Raw genomic sequence first — 20,305 nt, forward strand, 5'->3', positions numbered from 1 at the left:
AGCGTGATGAAGACGATGGTACAGGCAGGCGTAAAGGCAGGCATCATGGCAGGGGCCGCGCTGCTTGCGAGTTCGGGATCTGCGGGCGCACAGAATTTTGCCTATTGGCCAGCGCAGGTGACGACCGCCGCGAGTCCGGCGTTGATGTCGTATTTCCCGATGGGGACGCCGCTGACGCTCCGGTCGCGCACGCAGGTGTCGACCAAGATGAACGCGCCGGGCGACCGTCTCTATCTGGAAGTGGCGGAGAGCCTGTCATACCGCGGCCAAGTCGTGATCCCCGCAGGGTCGGTCGCCGTTGCCGAGGTCGCAGCGGTGCAGCGCAACGGGCATTTCGGCAAGAAGGGCAAGCTGGAGATCCGGCTGCTCTATATCGATACGCCCAACGGTCCGGTCCGGTTGAGCAATCAGGCGAACGACGAGGGGACCAGCGGAACGATCACTTCGGTCGCGACGATCATGTTTGCGTCGGTGCTGGGCTTTCTCGTGCACGGGACGAGCGCGCAATTGCCGCCGGGCACCGTCGTTCGCGCCTATCTCGCGGAAGATCTAAGGTTCGCGGTCCAGCCATGGCAGCAGGTCGCGGCGACGCAGGTCCGTCCCGACATGGCGCCCGCCATGGCCCAGCCCGCGCCAGCGACTTTCGAGCAAGGCGCGCTGACGGGACAGGCGATGGCATCGGCGCGGCGCTGACATCGGGTTGACCTCGGCTCGACCTTGGCTCGACGGCTGATTCCATGTCGGCGGGAGGCGTGATTAAATCCTCCCCCGCCGGGGAGGGGTGGCGCCTAAGACGACGGAGGCGGAGGGCGCGACACGCGTGAGCGTGACCTCTCTCGTCCGTCGGGCACGCGCGAACTTCCGACCAAGTGCAATGCACCTGTCTGTCGTCATCGATGCATGAACAGCGCAGCAGGCACCGCCAGGTTGCGGATCCGCCAAGTATAACGAAGTATAGATGCAGCAACGAACTACGGCGGACAAGCAAACGCCCGGACCGTTGCCGATCCGGGCGCCTGCGTGACGATCGCTCGTCAGCCCCCATTTTTGTGCTTCCGCTCTGCACTTGCGTGCGGCGTAAAAGCAGTCCCCGAACCACGGCCGTTGCCTGTGTCTCAGCGAGGTTTTTGCTAGTTATGTTGCCGGGATTTGTCACGGTGTTTGCGCGTGCTGCGGCACGATTGAATACGCCCTGTGGCGATTACGCAACATACCAATCTAGCCATTGGCGAGAGCATACCCATGACGCTGCGATCTCCGCTCCCTCCAACTCGCGCGCCATCTCGCGCGTGTTGCCTCGCGCGGGGCCGCGTCCTAGAGCCGCAGGACTGTTTCCCTAACGATCGAACCCGGCTGCCCATGATCCTGTCCCGCTACGAACGGATGATAGCCCGTCGCTATCTGTTGCCGGGCAAGGGCGAGGCGTTCATCTTCCTCGTCGCCTCGATCAGCCTGGTCGCGGTGATGCTCGGCGTCGCCGCGCTCGTCATCGTGATGAGCGTGATGAACGGCTTCCGCGCCGAGCTGTTCGACAAGATCGTCGGGCTCAACGGCCATGCGGTGGTGCAGGGCGTCGGCGGCAAGCTGCCCGACTGGCGCGAGATCGTCGCACAGGCGCGCGCGACCCCCGGCGTGACCAGCGCCGTGCCGCTGATCGAACAGCCGCTCGCCGCCACCTATAACGGGCGCGCCGAGGCGGTGCTGGTCCGCGGGATGCGCGTCGACGACATCCGCCGCAATTCGACGATCCAGAACAAGATCGTGATGGGCTCGCTATCGTCGATCACGCAAGGCAGCGGCCGGATCGCGATCGGCTCGCGACTGGCGGAGTCGCTCGGTGCGCAGGTCGGCTCGGAGATTTCACTGTTCAGCCCGCAGGGGCAGACCACGCCGTTCGGCACCGTGCCGCGGATCGTCAGTTACACCGTCGGGGCGATCTTCGAGATCGGCGTCTACGATTACGACAAGGCGTATATCATCATGCCGATCGAGGACGCGCAGACGCTCCTCCTGATGGGCGATGCGGCGGGCATGGTCGAGATCAAGACGGTGAACGCGGACAAAGTCGGCGAGATCCTCAAGCCGCTGGCCGACAAGATCGGCGGGCAGGCGATCATCCAAGACTGGCGGACGATGAACGCGCAGCTGTTCGAGGCGCTGGCGGTCGAACGGGTGGCGATGTTCACCGTGCTGTCGATCATCATCCTGGTCGCGGTGTTCAACATCCTGTCGTCGCTGATCATGCTAGTCCGCGCCAAGACCCGCGACATCGCGATCCTCCGGACGATGGGCGCGACGCGCGGCGGGCTGATGCGGATTTTCATCGTCGTCGGTACCACGATCGGTGCGCTCGGGACTCTGGCGGGACTCGGGCTCGGCTTCGTCTTCCTGTTCTACCGCCAGGGGGTGGTGAACTTCGTCCAGCTCGTCACCGGCCAGAACCTGTGGGATCCGTCGATCCGCTATCTGACCGAACTCCCGTCGAAGACCGACCCCGTCGAGATCGTCGTGATCGCGGCGATGGCGTTGATCTTCAGCTTCCTCGCAACGCTCTATCCGGCCTGGAAAGCGGCGAGTACCGACCCCGTGCAGGTGCTGCGTTATGAATGAAGGCCTCCGAATCGACCGCCAGATCGAGCGCATGGACGATTACGTCCTCCAGACCAGCGGGCTGACCAAGAGCTTCACGCAAGGCGGCGCGACCATCGACGTGCTCCGCGGCGTCGACCTCGCGATCGCACCGGGCGAGATCGTCGCGCTGCTCGGGCCATCGGGCTCGGGCAAGTCGACGCTGTTGCAAGCCGTGGGTCTGCTCGAGGGCGGCTTTCAGGGATCGATCAGGATTGCCGGCACCGAGGCGGCCAAGCTCAACGCGCATGAGCGCACGGTCGTCCGCCGGGACAGCCTCGGCTTCGTCTACCAGTTCCACCACCTTCTCCCCGATTTCAACGCGACCGAGAATGTCGTGCTGCCACAGCTCGTCCACGGCGCCACCCGCGCCGAGGCGGACGCGCGCGCAGCGGAATTGCTGACCCAGCTCGGTCTCGGCCACCGCCTGACGCACCGCCCAAGCCAGCTCTCCGGCGGCGAGCAACAGCGCGTCGCCGTTGCGCGCGCGCTCGCCAACAAGCCCGCTTTGGTGCTGGCCGACGAGCCGACCGGCAATCTCGACGAGCATACCGCGGACATCGTCTTCGCCGAATTCGTCCGTCTGGTCCGCGAGCAGGGGACGGCGGCGCTGGTCGCGACGCACAACGAACGGCTGGCAGCGCGCATGGACCGCGTGTTCCGGCTGCACGAGGGACGGCTGGCGTGACCTGGGGCGAGACGCCGACGCTCACCGGGCGTCACGTCACGCTCCGCCCTTTGGTCGCCGACGACATGGACGCGCTGGTCGCGGCAGCGTCGGCGGACAACCTCTGGGACACATTCTACGCCAACGTCGCGATGATAAAGGCGCCGGACCGTTGGCTCGCGGCGGCGTTGCGCGAGCAGGACTTCGGGCGGGCGCGACTGTTCGCGGTCGTCGCCGACGGGATCGTCGTCGGCACCACGCGCTTCATGCGGATGAACGAGGGCAACAAGCGGCTCGAGATCGGCGGCACCTTCTATGCCAAGGCGGTGCAGCGCACCGGCGTCAACACCGAGGCAAAGTTGATGCTGCTGAACCATGCGTTCGACGCGCTCGGCTGCGAATGCGTCCAGATCCGCACCGACTCGCTCAACAAGAATTCGCAGCGCGCGATCGAACGCCTCGGGGCACGGCGCGACGGCGTGCTGCGCGGACACCAGGTGATGGCCGACGGCCGCTTGCGCGACACCGTCGTCTACAGCATCCTCCGCCACGAATGGCCGGGCGTGCGTCAGAACCTGGCGTATCTGCTGGCCCGCAACGAGGACCGCCCATGACCGCGATCACCGACTTCACCGTAAAGACCGCCGACGGCACCGCAGCGTCGCTAGAGCCGTATCGCGGCAAGGTGCTGCTGATCGTCAACACCGCCTCGAAATGCGGCTTCACCCCGCAATATGATGGCCTCGAAGCGCTGCACCGTGATTATGCCGATCGGGGTTTCGAGGTGCTGGCGTTTCCGTGCAACCAGTTCGGCGGGCAGGAGCCGGGGGATGCAGCGGAGATCGCGAACTTCTGCACGCTGACCTACGACGTGACGTTCCCGGTCTTCGCGAAGATCGACGTCAACGGCTCTGATGCGGAGCCGCTATTCGAACGCCTGAAGTCGGACGCACCGGGGGTCCTCGGGTCAAAAGCGATCAAGTGGAACTTCACGAAGTTCCTAGTCGGTCGCGACGGCACCGTCCTCGACCGCTACGCCCCAACGACAAAGCCCGAAGACATCCGCAAGGATATCGAGAAGCTGCTCTAGAAGCAGTCACCCCACAAACGGCACCACCCCGGCGAAGGCCGGGGCCCAGTTGTAAAGGTCGCAGTAACGAAGCGCCGGCCTCAGTTAGCGACGTCCCCCAACTGGGCCCCGGCCTCCGCCGGGGTGGCACAGTATGCAGGGTGGCAGCGCAATTCAAAGTAAGAATGTTCCCCCGCGAAGGCGGGGGCCCAGACTGGACTCCCGCCTTCGCGGGAGAACAATTACGCGGTCACCGAAAACGCCGGCGCGCCCTTCTTATGCGCCAGCGCCGACGCAACCGAAGTAACCCCACCAAACAAGAAGCTAATCCCCAGCACATACCCTGGCAACGTCAACGCCGACCAAGGCAACGTCGCCAGCACGATCACCGCCAGCACGACGTTCACCACCCCCAGCGCGATCATCAGCCCCTTGCCATGCCGAAACCGCGCCCCAAGCCCGATCTCCAGAACGCCACGCAAACCAAGCCAAACCGCAATCAGCAACGTCAGCGAAATCGCGCCCGTAGCCGGCTCGAACACCATGATCAGCCCGATCACCAGCGACACAATCCCGAACCCGATCGCATAGCCGCGCCCCTCATGCCCCTTGCCGGCAAACCCCGACACGATCGACACGATCCCGGCCGCAATGAAGAACGCCCCGATCACCAAAGTCGCGGCATAGGTCGCGGAAAACGGCGACGCGAACGCCATGATCCCGAGCACTACCGACAGCACGCCGTAAGCCAGGATCCACCCCCAGCCAGCGCCCGCACGAGGCGTCCCCGCAGCAGTGGTTTCGGTATCGGCAAAGTGCCCGCGTGGATCCGTCATGAAGAATGCTCCCAGAAGTCCCCGCCGCAACGGCTCGTCGTGTCCGCAGTTCCGACCGGACTCATCCCGGCTGGTCGAATCACGCCGCAGCGCCTACCTCCGGTAGATGCATTCCGGTTACGTCCCCCTCCGCGTTTTCTCCTGCTACACCATGCTCGACGGCGCCATCGATCCGAAAGCGATCGCCAAGCAGGCGCGCGCGTTGGGCTTCCCCGCTGCCGCGCTGACCGATCGCAACGGGCTGTACGCGGCGATGGCCTATTCGGACGCCGCCAAGAAGGACGGCGTGCAGCCGATCATTGGCGTGATGCTTGGCGTCGGTCGTCCCGACATGCCCGATGGCGTCGCGACGCAGTTCGACTGGCTCGCGCTCTATGCGCAAAATATGACCGGCTACGACAATCTCTGCGCGCTCGTCTCGATGGCGCATCTCGACCGCCCGATCGAGATGCCCGCGCATGTCGACTTCGCCGCGCTCGAACGCCACACCGACGGTCTGATAGCCCTGACCGCCGGCGGCGAGGGCGGTCTCGCCCGCCTGTTCGCGGAAGGCCAGCCCGACCGCGCCCGCGCGTATCTCGATCGCCTGCAAGGCCTGTTCGGCGACCGCCTCTACATCGAGCTCTCGCGCCGCAACGACGCGATCGAGACCGCGGCCGAAGCCGACCTGATCGACATCGCCTACGACCGCAATCTCCCGCTGGTCGCGACCAACCCGTGCTGCTTCACCGAGAGCGCGTTCGGCGACGCGCACGACGCCATGCTCTGCATCGCGCACTCGACCTATGTCGAGACCGAGGACCGCATCCGCAGTTGCCCCGAAGCATGGATGAAGCCCGCGCCGGTGATGCACGAGATGTTTGCCGATCTGCCCGAGGCGATCGCCAACACGCTGGTCGTCGCGCAGCGCTGCGCGGTGATGGCGCCGTACCGCAAACCGATCCTCCCCAGCCTCGCCGGTGACATCGAGGGCGAGGCCAAGCTGCTGCGCGACGACGCCGAAGCCGGTCTCGAAGCGCGTCTCGCCCGCATCGCCGAACTTCACGGTGAAGGCGAGGACGGCTGGCGCGACGTCTACCGCAAGCGGCTGGCGTTCGAGGTCGACGTGATCGTCCAGATGGGCTTCCCCGGCTATTTCCTGATCGTCGCGGACTTCATCAAATGGGCGAAGGATCACGACATTCCGGTCGGTCCGGGCCGCGGCTCAGGCGCAGGCTCGGTCGTCGCCTGGTCGCTGACGATTACGGACTTGGATCCGATCAAATTGGGCTTGCTGTTCGAGCGTTTCCTGAACCCGGAACGTGTGTCGATGCCCGATTTCGACATCGATTTCTGCGAAACTAGGCGCGTCGAGGTGATCCGCTACGTCCAGGAGAAATACGGCCGCGACCAGGTCGCGCAGATCATCACCTTCGGGAAACTGAAGGCGCGCGCGGTGCTCAAGGACACCGGCCGCGTGCTCCAGATGAGCTACGGCCAGATCGATCGTCTCGCGAAACTGGTGCCGAACCACCCGACCGACCCGTGGACGCTGGAGCGCGCGCTCAACGGCGTCGGCGAACTGGCGAAGGAATACGCCAACGACAACGGCGTCCGGAAGCTGCTCGATCTGGCGATGAAGCTGGAGGGCCTGCCGCGCCACTCGTCCACGCACGCCGCCGGCGTTGTGATTGGTGATCGGCCCTTGGCGCAGCTAGTCCCGCTCTACCGCGATCCGCGCTCCGACATGCCCGTCACCCAGTTCGACATGAAATATGTCGAGGGCGCGGGCCTCGTGAAGTTCGATTTTCTCGGGCTTAAGACGCTGTCGGTACTGCAAAAGGCGGTGCAGTTGCTTGCCAAGCGTGGCGTAACGGTCGATCTCGAAGCGCTCGAATGGGACGATGCGGGCGTCTACGCGCTCCTGCAAAAGGGCGACACGGTCGGCGTGTTCCAGCTCGAGTCGGAGGGCATGCGCCGCACGCTGTCCGCCGTCCGCCCGTCCAATTTCGGCGACATCATCGCGCTCGTATCGCTCTATCGACCGGGCCCGATGGACAATATCCCGTCGTTCGGTCGCCGCAAGAACGGCACCGAGGCGATCGACTATCCGCACCCGCTGCTCGAACCGATCCTGGCGGAGACCTACGGGATCTTCGTGTACCAGGAGCAGGTCATGCAGGCCGCGCAGGTATTGGCGGGCTTCTCGCTCGGCGGCGCGGATCTGCTGCGCCGCGCGATGGGCAAGAAGGTGAAGGCCGAGATGGACGCGCAGCGCGCGGGCTTCGTCGAAGGGTGTCTCACGGTTAACGGCATCAAGAAGGCCGAGGCGAACGCGCTGTTCGACTTGATCGACAAGTTCGCCGGCTACGGTTTTAACAAGAGCCACGCCGCGGCCTATGCATTGCTCGCCTACCAGACCGCGTGGCTGAAGGCGCACCACCCGCACGAATTCTTCGCGGCGTCGATGTGCTACGACCTCCACCAGACCGACAAGCTCGCGATCTTCACCGACGACATGCGCCGCCTCGGGATCACCGCGCTGCCGCCGTGCATCAACGCGAGCCAGGCCGAGTTCGACGTCGAGGTCTTTGCAAATGCTGACGCTCCACCAGCAGAATGTTCACCCGCGAAGGCGGGTGCCCAGACTGGGTCCCCGCCTTCGCGGGGAAACAATCTTGCGGTGCGGTATGCCCTAGGTGCGCTCAAAAGCGTGGGCGAAGGCGCGATGGAGAAGCTCATCGTCGAGCGCGTCCAGAACGGCCCGTTCGCCGGCCTCGACGACCTCGCCAAACGAGTCGACCCGCGCCTGCTCAACAAGCGCCAGCTCGAAACGCTCGCCGCCGCCGGCGCGTTCGACTCGTTCGAACCCAACCGCGCCGGCATCCACGCCACCGCCGAGACGATTCTCGCGATCGCCGCGCGCACGCACGAACAGAAGACCAGCGGGCAGGGCGGCCTGTTCGGTGACGCCGAGCCAGCCGGCGACGCGATCAAGCTGCCGCCATCGGTCCGCTGGACGCTAAGCCAGCGCATGGACCAGGAGAAGGAGGCGTTCGGCTTCTATTTCTCCGCGCACCCGGTCGACCGCCACCGTCACATCGCGGTCAGCCACGGTGCCCGCGCCTACACCGCGCTGTCGGAGCTCAACATCCCCGACGACGGCAGCCGCGCCGGCGCGACGATGGCGGTATTGGTCGAGGACGCGCGCTACCGCACGTCCGCGCGCGGCAAGCGCTTCATGATGGCGCAATGCTCCGACGCCAGCGGCCAGTTCATGGCGACCTGCTTCGACGAACAGGTCTCGAAGGACCTCGAAGAGGCAGCCAAGGCCGGCGGCTGCGGCCTCATCACCGTCGAACTCGACCGCAAGCCCGGCGAGGACACGCCGCGCGTCAGTATCAAGCGCATCCAGCCATTCGAGGGCCTCGCCAACCTCGCGCGCTTCCAGGTGGTCGTGACGATCTCCGACATGACCGCGTTCGCCGGCCTCGCATCGTTGCTCGCCGAACACCGCGGCGCGCGCGGCGAGGTTCGCGTCCGCGCGCAACTGCCCGACGGCGAGGTCTGCATCCTGCTCGGCCGCGACTTCCTGCTCGACGGAGAGCTTGTCGAGCACATCGAGTCGTTGCACGGTGTCGCCAAGGTGGAGATGAAGACCTCGGAAACGAGGCTCGCTCTGGTCGGATAACAGCTTGGGAGAGCGAGAATGCTGGGTGGAATGCAGGATTTCGAGCTTCGTGTTCCCCGCCTGATAGACCACGCGGCGAGAGAGCATGGCGCGAGGGAACTCGTCAGCTACTGGGCCGACGGCCGCGAAACGCGCACCAACTGGGCCGGCATCTCGCGTGACGCCCGCAAACTCGCGCAAGCGCTCGAAAAACTAGGCGTAGCGCCCGGTGACCGGGTCGCGACGCTGGCGATGAACCACGCGCACCACCTCGTCGCCTGGTACGGCACGATCGGCATGGGCGGCGTCATTCACACGATCAACCCGCGGCTGTTCGACGAACAGCTCGTCTACATCGCCAACCACGCCGAAGACCGCGTGATGCTCTACGACAAGGCGTTCCAACCGCTGGTCGATCGTCTCCGCGCGCAGTGGACCAGCGTCCACCACTATATCTGCTTCGACGATCTTGGCCCCGACGGTTTCCAGGCGATGCTCGACGCGGAGGATGGCGATTACGCGTGGGTCGAAGGGCCCGAGCGCGACCCGTGCATGCTCTGCTACACCAGCGGCACCACGGGCAATCCGAAGGGCGTCCTCTATACGCACCGCTCGACGCTGATCCACGCGATGGCCGAGGTCGCGCCGTGGGTGTTCGATCTCTCCCCCAACGCCGTCGTGCTCCCCGTCGTGCCGATGTTCCATGCCGCCGCCTGGGGCCTGCCGTTCGCCTGCGCGCTGTCCGGTGCGAAGGTCGTCTATTCCGCGGTCAACGATCCCGCCGTGCTGTGCCGGCTGATGAACGACGAGAAGGTCACGCATTCCGCCGGCGTCCCCACGGTGTGGCTGGCGATGTTCGGCCACATGGACGCCTCGGGCGATGCCCCGCGCCACCTCAAACAGGTGACGATCGGCGGCTCGGCAGCTCCCCGCGCGATGATCGAACGGATCATGGGCATGGGCGCCACGGTGAAACACCTCTGGGGCATGACCGAAACCTCCCCAATCGGCACCGCCGGCTTCAATCCGCCGCATTGGGACGACATGAGTCACGACGAAAAACTCGACCTCGTCGGCAAACAGGGCAGCGTCCCCTTCGGTATAGAGCTCCGCATCATCGACGATGAAGGCACGGTCCTAGCCCGCGACGGCAAGGTCGCGGGCCGCTTGCAAGTCCGCGGCCCCTGGGTCGTCCAACGCTATTTCGGCGCCGGCGAAGATGCGGTGGACAAGGAAGGCTGGTTCGACACCGGCGACGTCGCGATGCTTCACGCCGACGGCACGATGCAGATTACCGACCGCTCGAAGGACGTCATCAAGTCCGGCGGCGAATGGATCAGCTCGGTCGACCTAGAGAACGCCGCTGTCGGCTGCCCAGGAGTCGCGGAAGCGGCGGCAATCGGCGTCTACCACCCCAAATGGGACGAGCGCCCGCTGCTGATAGTCGTCCGCAAGCCCGGCAGCGAGGTGACCGAACAGGCGATCCTCGATCATTTGGCCAAGCATGTCGCCAAATGGTGGCTCCCCGACGCGATCGTCTTCGTCGACGACCTGCCGCACACCGCGACCGGCAAACTCCTGAAAACCGCCCTCCGCGAACGCTTCAAGGATTTCGCGCTGGCCGCCGCCTGATCGATCCGCTCACCGCCGTCATTTGATAACCAGGTACAACGAGCATCGCTCGACACTTACACCGCTACACCGCGCGGGGTGTTCGCTTGGCCTTTCTGATCCGGGGCTCGGCGATCATGTCGGCGGCCGCCTTGATCTCCTGACGAAGCTCGTCGCGCTTCTCATGGATCGAGGCGATGACGGGCCCCATCGCTACCCCGAGATCGACCAGCACCGCCTCCGCCAACTGCAGCGAACTCTCCAAAGTCTCCGGCACCGCATCCGTCACGCCCGCCCGGTACAGCTCGGCCGCATGCGCCGTATCGCGCGCACGCGCCACGATCGGCAGATCCGGCGCCAAGGCCCGCACACGCCGCGCCAGCCGCACCGTCAACACCGGATCATCCATCGTCAGGATCAGCGCCTTGGCGGTATGCAGCTTCAGCCGATCGACCAGTTCCGGGCGAGCGACATCGCCGAACAGTACCGGATGGCCTTGGGCGCGCGCGGCTTCGACCGAGTCGATGTCCGCCTCGACCGCGACGTATTTCTGCCCATGGACCGCGAGCATGTCCGCCACCATCCGGCCCACCCGGCCAAAGCCGATCACGACCGTTCCCGGCCCGTCCTCGTCGATCTCGATATCGCCTGCATCGGCACCCGATCGGCTCTCCAGTTGGCGAGAGACGGTGCGGCCCAGTTTTGCCAGCAGCGGCGTGATCGTCAGCCCGATCGCGGTGACCGTCTGCCAGAACGACGCAGTCGACGGCAGGATCAGCTGTGCCTGTGCGGCGGTGGCCAGGACGATCAGCGTCGTCTCGGACGGACTGCCCATCAGCAGGCCGGTTTCCGCTGCAACGCCGCGCCGAGAGTTGGCGACGCGCAGGAACAGGAACGTCACGATCGCCTTGGTCGCGACCACGCCGGTCACCGCGAGCAGCAGCGATGGCCAGTTCTGTGCGATCAACCGGAGGTCGAGGCTCATGCCGACGGTGATCAGGAACACGCCAAGCGCGAGCCCCTTGAACGGCGCGGTGATGACCTCGACCTCGCTATGATACTCGGTCTCGGCGATCAGCAGTCCCGCCAGCAGCGCGCCGACGATCGGCGACAGCCCGGCGGCGGTGGTCGCGACGCTGGCGACAATCACTACCAGCAGCGACGCGGCGAGGAAGAGTTCGGGGCTCTTGGTTCGTGCGGCCTGTCCGAACAGGCGGGGCAGGACGAGCCGTCCGCCGACATACATCGCGACCACGGTCAGCCCGCCGCGGAACGCGACGCCGGCGATATTCGACCAGCCATCCGCGCTCGCGGTCGGGGCCAGCGCGCCGAGCACGAAGATGATCGGGACGAGCGCCAGATCCTCGAACAACAGCATTGCGAACGCGCCGCGCCCGACCGCGCCGGTGGTGCCGACAAGCGGCAGGACCAGCGCTGTGGACGATAGGGCGAGCGCGAACCCAAGCCCGATCGCTCCCGCCCATTCCTGGCCGATGAAATGAAGCGCCACGCCGATGATCAGCGCCGAACCGATCAGTTCTGCGGCGCCGGTGCCGAACACCAGGCGCTTCATCGACCACAAGCGTTTGAACGACAGTTCCAGGCCGATCGAGAACAGCAGCAGGATGATTCCGAACTCGGCGAATGGCTCGATCGATTCCGGATTCGAGATGGTCAGGTAATACAACCACGGCGCAGAGCCGGTAAGCGAGCCCAAGCCGGCCGGGCCAACGAGCAGCCCGACCAGGATGAAACCGATGACCGGACTGACCCGGAACCGCGCGAACGCGGGAATGACGAGGCCCGCCGCGCCGAGGATGACGAGCGTGTCGCTGAAACCTTGATTGTCGAGCCGTAATGCCATGCGTGCGACCTTAGGGGACGCATGACGGATTTGTCACCCGTGGTGACGTGCTGCCGCAATCGGCAGCGGAAAGAGGTGTATTTCCTCCGTCATCCTGACGAAAGTCAGGATCCAGAGCCAAAAACGTCAGCGTCTATAACCCTGGGTCCTGAATTTCGTCAGGATGACGGGAGGGATAAGGCCCCGCCCCTTCAGGGGGAGCGGGGCAGTGCGATCAGGCCCAGTTGGCCATTTCGGTCTCGAGGTTCGCGCGCACCTGCTCGAAGAACTGCTCTGTCGTCATCCAGGGCTGGTCCGGGCCGATCAGGATCGCGAGATCCTTGGTCATGTGGCCGTTCTCAACCGTCTGGACGCAGACGCGCTCGAGCGTCTCGGCGAACTTCGTGACGTCTGGCGTATCGTCGAACTTGCCGCGATACTTCAGGCCACCGGTCCACGCGAAGATCGACGCGATCGGGTTGGTCGAGGTCGCCTTGCCCTGCTCGTGCATGCGAAAGTGCCGCGTGACGGTGCCGTGCGCCGCCTCGGCCTCGACGGTCTTGCCGTCCGGGGTCAGCAGGATCGAGGTCATCAGGCCGAGCGATCCGAAGCCCTGTGCGACCTGGTCCGACTGGACGTCGCCGTCATAGTTCTTGCAGGCCCAGACGAACTCGCCATTCCACTTCAGCGCCGATGCGACCATGTCGTCGATCAGGCGATGCTCGTAGACGATGCCGGCTTCCTTGAACTTGTCCTTGAACTCGGCCTCGAACACCTCGGCGAAGAGGTCCTTGAAGCGGCCGTCATAGGCCTTGAGGATCGTGTTCTTGGTCGACAAATACACCGGCCACTTTAGGTTGAGGCCGTAGTGCATCGAGGCGCGGGCGAAATCGCGGATCGAATCGTCGAGGTTGTACATCGCCATCGCAACGCCCGCCGACGGGAACTGGAACACCTCGCGGTCGATCACCGTGCCGTCGTCGCCTTCGAAGACGAGGCGCAGCTTGCCCGGACCTGGGACCAGATAGTCGGTTGCGCGGTACTGATCGCCGAATGCGTGACGGCCGACGACGATCGGGTGCGTCCAGCCCGGAATCAGGCGGGGGACGTTCTTGATCACGATCGGCTCGCGGAAGATGGTGCCGCCGAGGATGTTGCGGATCGTGCCGTTCGGCGACTTCCACATCTTCTTGAGGCCGAACTCGGTCACGCGCTGCTCGTCGGGCGTGATCGTCGCGCACTTCACCGCGACGCCGTGCTTCTGCGTGGCGAGCGCGCTGTCGATCGTGACCTGGTCGTCGGTCGCGTCGCGGTGCTCGACGCCGAGATCGTAATAATCGAGCTGGATGTCGAGATACGGCTTGATCAGGCGCTCGCGGATCCATTCCCAGATGATCCGGGTCATCTCGTCGCCATCGATCTCCACGATCGGATTCTTTACCTTGATCTTCGCCATATCCGGGTCCTTCGGGGAGGGGTTTGGGGAGCGTCTAGGGGAGCACGCCGCGGCGATCAACCACTGGTCCTGTAAGGAAAAGCGGGTTCATCGTTGTATCGCGCGTCCTGCACGGATAGACCCGCGGGCTATGGCATCGCTCGACAAGCCGCCCGTCACGACCTCCACGGTCAAATGGCGATTTCCCACAGTCCATCCGGAAGGCCACAAATACGTCGCGATCGCGACCGGCATCACACTGTTGCTGACGATTGTCAGCCACGTGCTGTTCTGGCCGATGGTCGGCGTCGTGATCTGGGTCGCGACGTTCTTTCGCGATCCGATCCGCACGACCCCTCAGGGTGAAGGCCTGATCGTCGCGCCGGCCGATGGACTGATCACGATGATCCAGCGCGTGCCGATCCCGCGCGAACTCGCCGGTGAGAACGGCCTCGGCGATGCGCCGCTGGTCCGCGTGTCGATCTTCATGTCGGTGTTCGACGTGCACATCAATCGCACGCCGATCGCCGGGACCGTCCGCCAAGTCGTTTATATCTCGGGCAAGTTTCTTAACGCCGACCTCGACAAGGCCAGCGACGAAAACGAGCGTCAGCATTTTGTCGTCGAAGATCGTCACGGCATGCGGGTCGGCTTTACGCAGATCGCGGGCCTCGTCGCGCGTCGTATCCTTGGTTTCGTCAAGGCCGGCGACATGGTCGCGGCCGGCCAGCGCATCGGGCTGATCCGGTTCGGCAGCCGCGTCGACGTGTACCTGCCCGATCATGTCGTGCCGCAGGTCTGCCTCGGTCAGCGCAGCGTTGCAGGTGAGACCGTGCTGGGTCGCGTCGGTGGTGTTCCGGTCGGTGGTGTCGCGCAATGATTGATCGCGACGAGATCGATGACGGTTCGACCGACTCACGCGGTCGCGGGAAGTTCGGTCGCACCCGCCGGGCGCCGCGCGGTCTTCCGCTGCGCGCGGTCGCGCCCAATGCCGTAACCGCACTGGCGTTGTGCTCAGGCCTTAGCGGCGTGCGATTTGCGATCGGTGGCGAATGGCAAAGCGCCGTCGCGATGATCATGGTTGCCGGCGTGCTCGACGGACTCGACGGTCGCATCGCCCGGATGCTCCACGGCGAAAGCCGTTTTGGCGCCGAACTCGACTCTTTGTCCGACGCGATCTCTTTCGGCGTAGCGCCCGCGCTGATCGTCTATCTGTGGTCGCTGGCGGCGCTGCCCCGCGTCGGCTGGATCTGTTCGCTGATCCTCGCCGTGTTCTGCGCACTGCGTCTCGCGCGCTTCAATGCCAAGATCGACGAGAGCCACCAGCCGCACAAATCGGCCGGTTTCCTTACCGGGGTTCCGGCTCCAGCCGGCGCCGGCCTCGCGCTAATGCCGATGTTCTTCTGGTTCTGGACCGACGAGCCGAAATTCGCGTCACCATATTTCGTGGCGCCGTGGGTCGCGTTCGTCGCGTTGCTGATGGTGTCGAGTATCGCAACCTACTCATGGAGTTCGGTCAAACTCCGCAGCAACATCCGGTTCGAGGCCATTGCGCTCGTCGTATTGCTTGGCGCTGCCATCGTGAGCGCACCATGGCATACGCTCAGCATCATCTGTGTACTGTACCTGCTCTCGATGCCGTTCAGCATCGCGAGTTACGCCAAAATCAGGCGGCAGCGTTCCAGCGGCGGGCGGGCACCGGAGTCGACGTCGAAGCCCAGCGCCTGACTGCAATCCGGCGCTCCGCAACGGCCAGCGTGCGGAGCGGCTGGAACGCGGGTTCGACGTTGCCCATCGCGAGACGGACGATACGGTCCCACTGCGGCGCGATCGACGAGACGATCATCATGCCCGCGATCGCGAATGCACCAGCAAAAACCATGAAGCTCAGAACCAACATCACGTCCGCCTTCCTATGAGTTGCGAACAAATTCCTAATATCCGCAAACACTTGGTCAGAAACATCGTTCCACTCGTCGCATTCCGAATCCCGTCATGCCGGGGTGATTCCGCGCCGAGTCGAACATCTGTTCCCCTCTGAGCCCTTTATGTTCTCATTGCGTTCCATGAGTCAAGCGGGCCTTGTGCGATTGCTTTTCGAATAGAGCCACGCTAAGGGCCGCGCCTCTAACCCCGCATGGGAGGCATCATAGCCCGGTGCGTCACGGTCATTCGGCCACGACGTCATCCGCTTCCCAGAGGCACAACCGGAAGGATATATCCCTATGGCGGCTCCAGTCGTCTCCATGCAGCAGCTCATCGAGAACGGGCGCGCATTTCGGCCACCAGACTCATCGGTGGAACCCCAAGATGAAGCCTTACATCTTCGGTGATCGTAACGGCGTCCACATCCTCGACCTTTCGCAGACCGTGCCGCTGTTCGCGCGCGCGCTCGAATTCGTCTCGTCGGCGGTTGCCGGTGGTGGCAAGGTCCTGTTCGTCGGCACCAAGCGCCAGGCGCAGGAGCCCGTCGCGGACGCCGCACGTCGCTCGGGCCAGCACTTCGTCAACCATCGCTGGTTGGGCGGCATGCTCACCAACTGGAAGACCATCTCGGGTTCGATCAAGCGTCTCAAGACGCTTGAGGAAATGCTGTCGGGCGACACCGTCGGCCTGACCAAGAAGGAAGTCCTTCAGCTCACCCGCGAGAAGGACAAGCTCGAGCTTTCGCTCGGCGGCATCCGCGACATGGGCGGCATTCCCGACGTGATGTTCGTGATCGACGCGAACAAGGAAGAGCTGGCGATCAAGGAAGCGAACACGCTGGGTATTCCCGTCGTCGCGATCCTCGATTCGAACGTGTCGCCGGACGGCATCGCCTTCCCGGTTCCCGCGAACGACGACGCAGCCCGCGCCATCCGCCTGTACTGCGAGGCGATCGCGATCGCAGCGACGCGCGGCGGCCAGGAGCAGCAGCGCCGCACCGGTGCCGACATCGGCGCGATGGTCGAGCCGCCGAAGGAAGAAGCATTGAGCGCAGAGCCGACCGTCGAAGCTACGGCTGACACGGCACAGGCAACCGCGAATGCCGATACCGCTGCGGAATTCGCAGCCGAGGGTGAGCGCCAGATCGACGCATAAGCGTCGTCGCCGAACCGTCATGCGGGCGGGGTAGGGCGAAAGCTCTGCCTCGCCCGCAACCATATTCAGACCTAAAAAGGATTAGAGACATGGCCGATATCACGGCAGCGATGGTCAAGGATCTGCGCGAGAAGAGCGGCGCGGGCATGATGGATTGCAAGAAGGCGCTGAGCGAGAACGCCGGCGACATGGAGCAGGCAATGGATTGGCTGCGCACCAAGGGGCTCGCAGCCGCCGCGAAGAAGTCCAGCCGCACCGCGGCCGAGGGCCTGGTCGGCGTCGCCGTATCGGGCACCAAGGGCGCAGCGGTCGAAGTGAACTCGGAGACCGATTTCGTCGCGAAGAACGACCAGTTCCAGTCGTTCGTCCGTGACGTCACGCAGATCGCGCTCGCAACTGGTGGCGACATCGAGGCGCTTAAGTCGCAGGCGATGCCATCGGGCAAGACCGTCGAGGAAGTGCTGACGAACAACGTCGCGACGATCGGCGAGAACCAGTCGCTGCGCCGCTCGCGCACGCTGGAAGTCAGCAAGGGTGCGGTCGTTCCGTACATCCACAATGCAGCGGCCCCTGGCCTCGGCAAGATTGGTGTGCTCGTCGCGCTCGAGTCGGAGGCTTCGGACGAGGTTCTCCAGACGCTCGGCAAGCAGCTTGCGATGCACATCGCAGCGGCATTCCCGAAGGCGCTCAACGAAGCCGACCTCGACGAGTCCGAGATCGAGCGCGAGCGCGCGATCGCGACCGAGAAAGCCGCCGAGTCGGGCAAGCCTGCCGACATCATCGCCAAGATGGTCGAGGGCGGTATCGCCAAGTACCGCAAGGAGCATGCTCTGGTCAGCCAGCTGTTCGTGATGGACGGCAAGACCAAGATCTCCGACGTCGTCGCCAAGGCCGGCAAGGATGCGGGCGCCGAGATCAAGCTGGTGGACTATGTCCGCTTCCAGCTCGGCGAAGGCATCGAGAAGGAGCAGTCCGACTTCGCAGCCGAGGTTGCTGCTGCTTCGGGCGTACCCCAGGCGTAAGCCGACTTCCTCCCTCGCCCCTCCGGGGAGAGGGAAGGGGCCCGCCGCGCTTGCGGTGGGAAGGGTGAGGGGAGTGGCTAGGTCTCGAACCTCACGCCCCCTCATCCGGCCCTGCCGGGCCACCTTCTCCCCGAGGGGAGAAGGATAGCGGGGCAGCCTTGGTGCTGCTCCGTCATCCGCGCGTAGGCGGGGATTCAAATGCTCTGGGACCGGTGATCCAGCGAGACGCCAGCCCATATGGGTTCCTACCTCCGCGGGAATGACGATAGTTCTCCGTTGCGCGCTTCTGCGAACTACGATTTTCCGTCTCATCTCCACCCAGAATCGATGCGCGCGCCGCACAGCGCTTCACATCGTGGGCCTCGCCGCCTAAGGTCCGCGCCGCCCCGCCAATCACAATTCGAGATTTATGACGCCTCCGCGCTACAACCGTATCCTGCTGAAACTGTCGGGCGAAGTCCTGATGGGGCCGTCGGGCCTTTCGATCGATCCGACCGTCACCGCGCGCGTCGCGCAGGAGATCGCGGACATCAAGGCCAAGGGCTACGAGATCTGCATCGTCGTCGGCGGTGGCAACATCTTCCGCGGTATGGCGGGCGCGGCACGCGGCATGGACCGGGCGACCGGCGATTACATGGGCATGCTCGCGACCGTCATGAACGCGCTGGCCGTGCAGAACGCGCTGGAGCAGATCGGCGTCGACACGCGCGTCCAGTCGGCGATCCCGATGGCGTCGGTCTGCGAGCCGTTCATCCGCCGCCGCGCCGAGCGTCACCTCGAAAAGGGCCGCGTCGTGATCTTCGCGGCGGGCGTCGGCAGCCCTTATTTCACCACCGATTCGGGCGCCGCTTTGCGTGCTGCCGAGATGAAGTGCGATGCGCTGTTCAAGGGCACTTCGGTCGACGGCGTGTACAACGCCGACCCGAAGACGCACCCGGACGCAGTGCGCTACGAAACGGTCACGTATAGCCGCGTGCTGTCCGACGACCTCAAGGTCATGGACGCGAGCGCGATCGCGCTCTGCCGTGACAACAACATCCCGATCGTCGTCTTCAACATCCGCGAACCCGGCAATCTCGCCGCGGTCCTGGCGGGTGATGGCGTGTCGACGATCGTCCAGAACGAGCAGGAGCTTTAAGATGGCTGCATACGACAAGACCGACCTCGAACGCCGCATGGCGGGTGCCGTCGAAGCGCTGAAGAGCGATCTCGCAGGGCTTCGCACGGGGCGCGCGTCGACCGCGTTGCTCGATCCGGTGATGGTGACGGTGTACGGCTCGTCGATGCCGCTCAACCAGGTCGCGACCGTGTCGGCGCCAGAGCCGCGGATGCTGTCGGTGCAGGTCTGGGACAAGTCGAACGTCGGCCCGACCGACAAGGCGATCCGCTCGGCCGGCCTCGGGCTCAACCCGATCGTCGACGGCCAGACGCTGCGCCTGCCGATCCCGGATCTGACCGAGGAGCGCCGCAAGGAACTCGCCAAGCTCGCGGGCCAGTACGCCGAGAAGGCGCGCATCGCGGTCCGCAACGTCCGTCGCGACGGCATGGATTCGCTCAAGGTCGACGAGAAGAAGGGCGTGTTCGGCGAGGACGAGCGCAAGCGTCACGAGACCGAAGTCCAGAAGCTGACCGACAGCATCATCGCCGAGCTCGACGCGACCGCGACCGCCAAGGAAAAGGAAATCCTGGGCAAGTGAGGGCGTTCGGCGCCGCTTCGGCGGGGGCTACCTCCGCCGCGCCGCTCGTCGCCGTCCCCTCGGGCGGGGCGGTGCCGCGTCATGTTGCGATCATCATGGACGGCAACGGCCGCTGGGCGAAGAAGCGGTTCCTGCCGCGCTTTGCCGGGCACAAGGCCGGCGTCGAGGCGGTGCGCAAGGTGACGCGCGCCGCGCGCGCGATGGGGATCGAGGCGCTGACGCTGTATGCGTTCTCGTCCGAGAACTGGCGGCGTCCGGCCGAAGAGGTCAGCGACCTGATGGGGCTGCTGCGGCATTTCATCCGCAGCGACCTCGACGAACTGGCGCGCGAGAACGTCCGGCTGCGCGTGATTGGTGATTATCACAGCTTTTCGCCCGATCTGGTGGCGATGGTCGATGACGCCATCGCGCGGACTGCGGGCAATACCGGTCCGATCCTCGCGATCGCACTCAATTACGGCGCGCATGCCGAGCTGGTTGGTGCGGCACGGCGTCTTGCCGAGCGTGCGCGTGACGGCGCGCTCGATCCTGCCAGCATCGACGTCGGCACGATCGAAGCCGAACTCGACACGCACGACCTGCCGCCGCTCGACCTGATGATCCGGACGTCGGGTGAACAGCGCCTGTCGAACTTCCTGTTGTGGCAGGCGGCGTATGCGGAACTGCTGTTCGTCGACACGCTTTGGCCCGATTTTGACGCGGCCGCGCTTGCCGATGCGGTAGCGGCGTTCGGGCAGCGTCAACGCCGCTACGGTGGGCTGTGAATT

Annotated in this window: 17 protein-coding genes and 1 pseudogene; 14 read left to right on the forward strand and 4 right to left on the reverse strand. The window is 64.9% G+C overall.

What is annotated here, in order from left to right; genetic code table 11:
- The first annotated feature begins 6 nt into the window (after positions 1-6).
- The 5 genes from QP164_RS19180 to QP164_RS19200 all read left to right on the forward strand — a co-directional run bounded on the left by QP164_RS19180 (position 7) and on the right by QP164_RS19200 (position 4,385).
- Positions 7-693 carry a hypothetical protein gene (locus QP164_RS19180; RefSeq protein ID WP_333924134.1) on the forward strand — a complete coding sequence of 229 codons (687 nt, stop codon included), beginning with the start codon at positions 7-9 and terminating at the stop codon, positions 691-693.
- A gap of 666 nt (positions 694-1,359) precedes the next feature.
- Entirely contained in the window at positions 1,360-2,610 is a 1,251-nt protein-coding gene (locus tag QP164_RS19185) for a lipoprotein-releasing ABC transporter permease subunit (RefSeq protein ID WP_333924135.1), read from the forward strand.
- 31 nt (positions 2,611-2,641) lie between these two features.
- Positions 2,642-3,316 (forward strand): ABC transporter ATP-binding protein, encoded by a 675-nt coding sequence (locus tag QP164_RS19190; RefSeq protein WP_333924307.1) that lies wholly within the window; start codon positions 2,642-2,644, stop codon positions 3,314-3,316.
- Positions 3,313-3,909, forward strand: a complete 597-nt coding sequence (locus QP164_RS19195) for a GNAT family N-acetyltransferase (protein WP_333924136.1) — start codon at positions 3,313-3,315, stop codon at positions 3,907-3,909. The genes QP164_RS19190 and QP164_RS19195 overlap by 4 nt, the downstream gene beginning before the upstream one ends.
- On the forward strand, positions 3,906-4,385 hold the full coding sequence (locus tag QP164_RS19200; protein WP_333924137.1) for a glutathione peroxidase: 480 nt from the start codon (positions 3,906-3,908) through the stop codon (positions 4,383-4,385). The genes QP164_RS19195 and QP164_RS19200 overlap by 4 nt, the downstream gene beginning before the upstream one ends.
- A gap of 221 nt (positions 4,386-4,606) precedes the next feature.
- Here QP164_RS19200 and QP164_RS19205 read toward each other — a convergent pair whose 3' ends face one another.
- Positions 4,607-5,200, reverse strand: coding sequence for an HdeD family acid-resistance protein (locus QP164_RS19205; protein ID WP_333924138.1), 594 nt, complete (start codon positions 5,198-5,200; stop codon positions 4,607-4,609).
- A gap of 151 nt (positions 5,201-5,351) precedes the next feature.
- Here QP164_RS19205 and dnaE point away from each other — a divergent pair, with 151 nt between their 5' ends.
- Positions 5,352-8,870 carry a DNA polymerase III subunit alpha gene (gene dnaE, locus QP164_RS19210; protein ID WP_435368366.1) on the forward strand — a complete coding sequence of 1,173 codons (3,519 nt, stop codon included), beginning with the start codon at positions 5,352-5,354 and terminating at the stop codon, positions 8,868-8,870.
- Between the two features lie 18 nt (positions 8,871-8,888).
- Entirely contained in the window at positions 8,889-10,481 is a 1,593-nt protein-coding gene (locus QP164_RS19215; RefSeq protein WP_333924140.1) for a long-chain fatty acid--CoA ligase, read from the forward strand.
- A 64-nt stretch (positions 10,482-10,545) separates the two neighbouring features.
- On the opposite strand, the gene QP164_RS19220 is transcribed toward QP164_RS19215, so the two are convergent.
- Both QP164_RS19220 and QP164_RS19225 read right to left on the reverse strand, forming a co-directional pair.
- The gene (locus tag QP164_RS19220) at positions 10,546-12,324 is read right to left on the reverse strand and encodes a cation:proton antiporter domain-containing protein (protein WP_333924141.1); all 1,779 of its coding nucleotides are present in this window, start codon (positions 12,322-12,324) and stop codon (positions 10,546-10,548) included.
- A 214-nt stretch (positions 12,325-12,538) separates the two neighbouring features.
- Positions 12,539-13,759: an NADP-dependent isocitrate dehydrogenase gene (locus QP164_RS19225; RefSeq protein WP_132738123.1), complete on the reverse strand. Its 1,221-nt coding sequence runs from the start codon at positions 13,757-13,759 to the stop codon at positions 12,539-12,541.
- 130 nt (positions 13,760-13,889) lie between these two features.
- Between QP164_RS19225 and QP164_RS19230 the strand changes: the two genes are divergently transcribed.
- Both QP164_RS19230 and QP164_RS19235 read left to right on the forward strand, forming a co-directional pair.
- Positions 13,890-14,618, forward strand: coding sequence for a phosphatidylserine decarboxylase (locus tag QP164_RS19230; RefSeq protein ID WP_132738126.1), 729 nt, complete (start codon positions 13,890-13,892; stop codon positions 14,616-14,618).
- The gene (locus tag QP164_RS19235) at positions 14,615-15,466 is read left to right on the forward strand and encodes a CDP-alcohol phosphatidyltransferase family protein (RefSeq protein WP_132738129.1); all 852 of its coding nucleotides are present in this window, start codon (positions 14,615-14,617) and stop codon (positions 15,464-15,466) included. The genes QP164_RS19230 and QP164_RS19235 overlap by 4 nt, the downstream gene beginning before the upstream one ends.
- Here the strand turns inward: QP164_RS19235 and QP164_RS19240 are convergent.
- Positions 15,405-15,638 (reverse strand): hypothetical protein, encoded by a 234-nt coding sequence (locus QP164_RS19240; RefSeq protein ID WP_243643302.1) that lies wholly within the window; start codon positions 15,636-15,638, stop codon positions 15,405-15,407. The genes QP164_RS19235 and QP164_RS19240 overlap by 62 nt on opposite strands.
- Before the next feature lie 325 nt (positions 15,639-15,963).
- Here QP164_RS19240 and rpsB point away from each other — a divergent pair.
- The 5 genes and pseudogenes from rpsB (at position 15,964) to QP164_RS19265 (ending at position 20,302) form a co-directional block, all read left to right on the forward strand.
- Positions 15,964-16,819: pseudogene (gene rpsB / locus QP164_RS19245) on the forward strand (30S ribosomal protein S2).
- Between the two features lie 89 nt (positions 16,820-16,908).
- Positions 16,909-17,841 carry a translation elongation factor Ts gene (gene tsf / locus QP164_RS19250; RefSeq protein ID WP_277983544.1) on the forward strand — a complete coding sequence of 311 codons (933 nt, stop codon included), beginning with the start codon at positions 16,909-16,911 and terminating at the stop codon, positions 17,839-17,841.
- A 409-nt stretch (positions 17,842-18,250) separates the two neighbouring features.
- Complete coding sequence (gene pyrH, locus QP164_RS19255; RefSeq protein WP_056066004.1) at positions 18,251-18,979, forward strand: UMP kinase; 729 nt, start codon at positions 18,251-18,253, stop codon at positions 18,977-18,979.
- Between the two features lies 1 nt (position 18,980).
- The gene (frr, locus tag QP164_RS19260) at positions 18,981-19,538 is read left to right on the forward strand and encodes a ribosome recycling factor (RefSeq protein ID WP_056055952.1); all 558 of its coding nucleotides are present in this window, start codon (positions 18,981-18,983) and stop codon (positions 19,536-19,538) included.
- Positions 19,535-20,302, forward strand: a complete 768-nt coding sequence (locus tag QP164_RS19265; protein WP_132738141.1) for an isoprenyl transferase — start codon at positions 19,535-19,537, stop codon at positions 20,300-20,302. Before frr ends, QP164_RS19265 begins: the two co-directional genes overlap by 4 nt.
- Positions 20,303-20,305 lie beyond the last annotated feature (3 nt).

The sequence above is a fragment of the Sphingomonas sp. LR59 genome (assembly GCF_036855945.1).
Taxonomy (GTDB): domain Bacteria; phylum Pseudomonadota; class Alphaproteobacteria; order Sphingomonadales; family Sphingomonadaceae; genus Sphingomonas.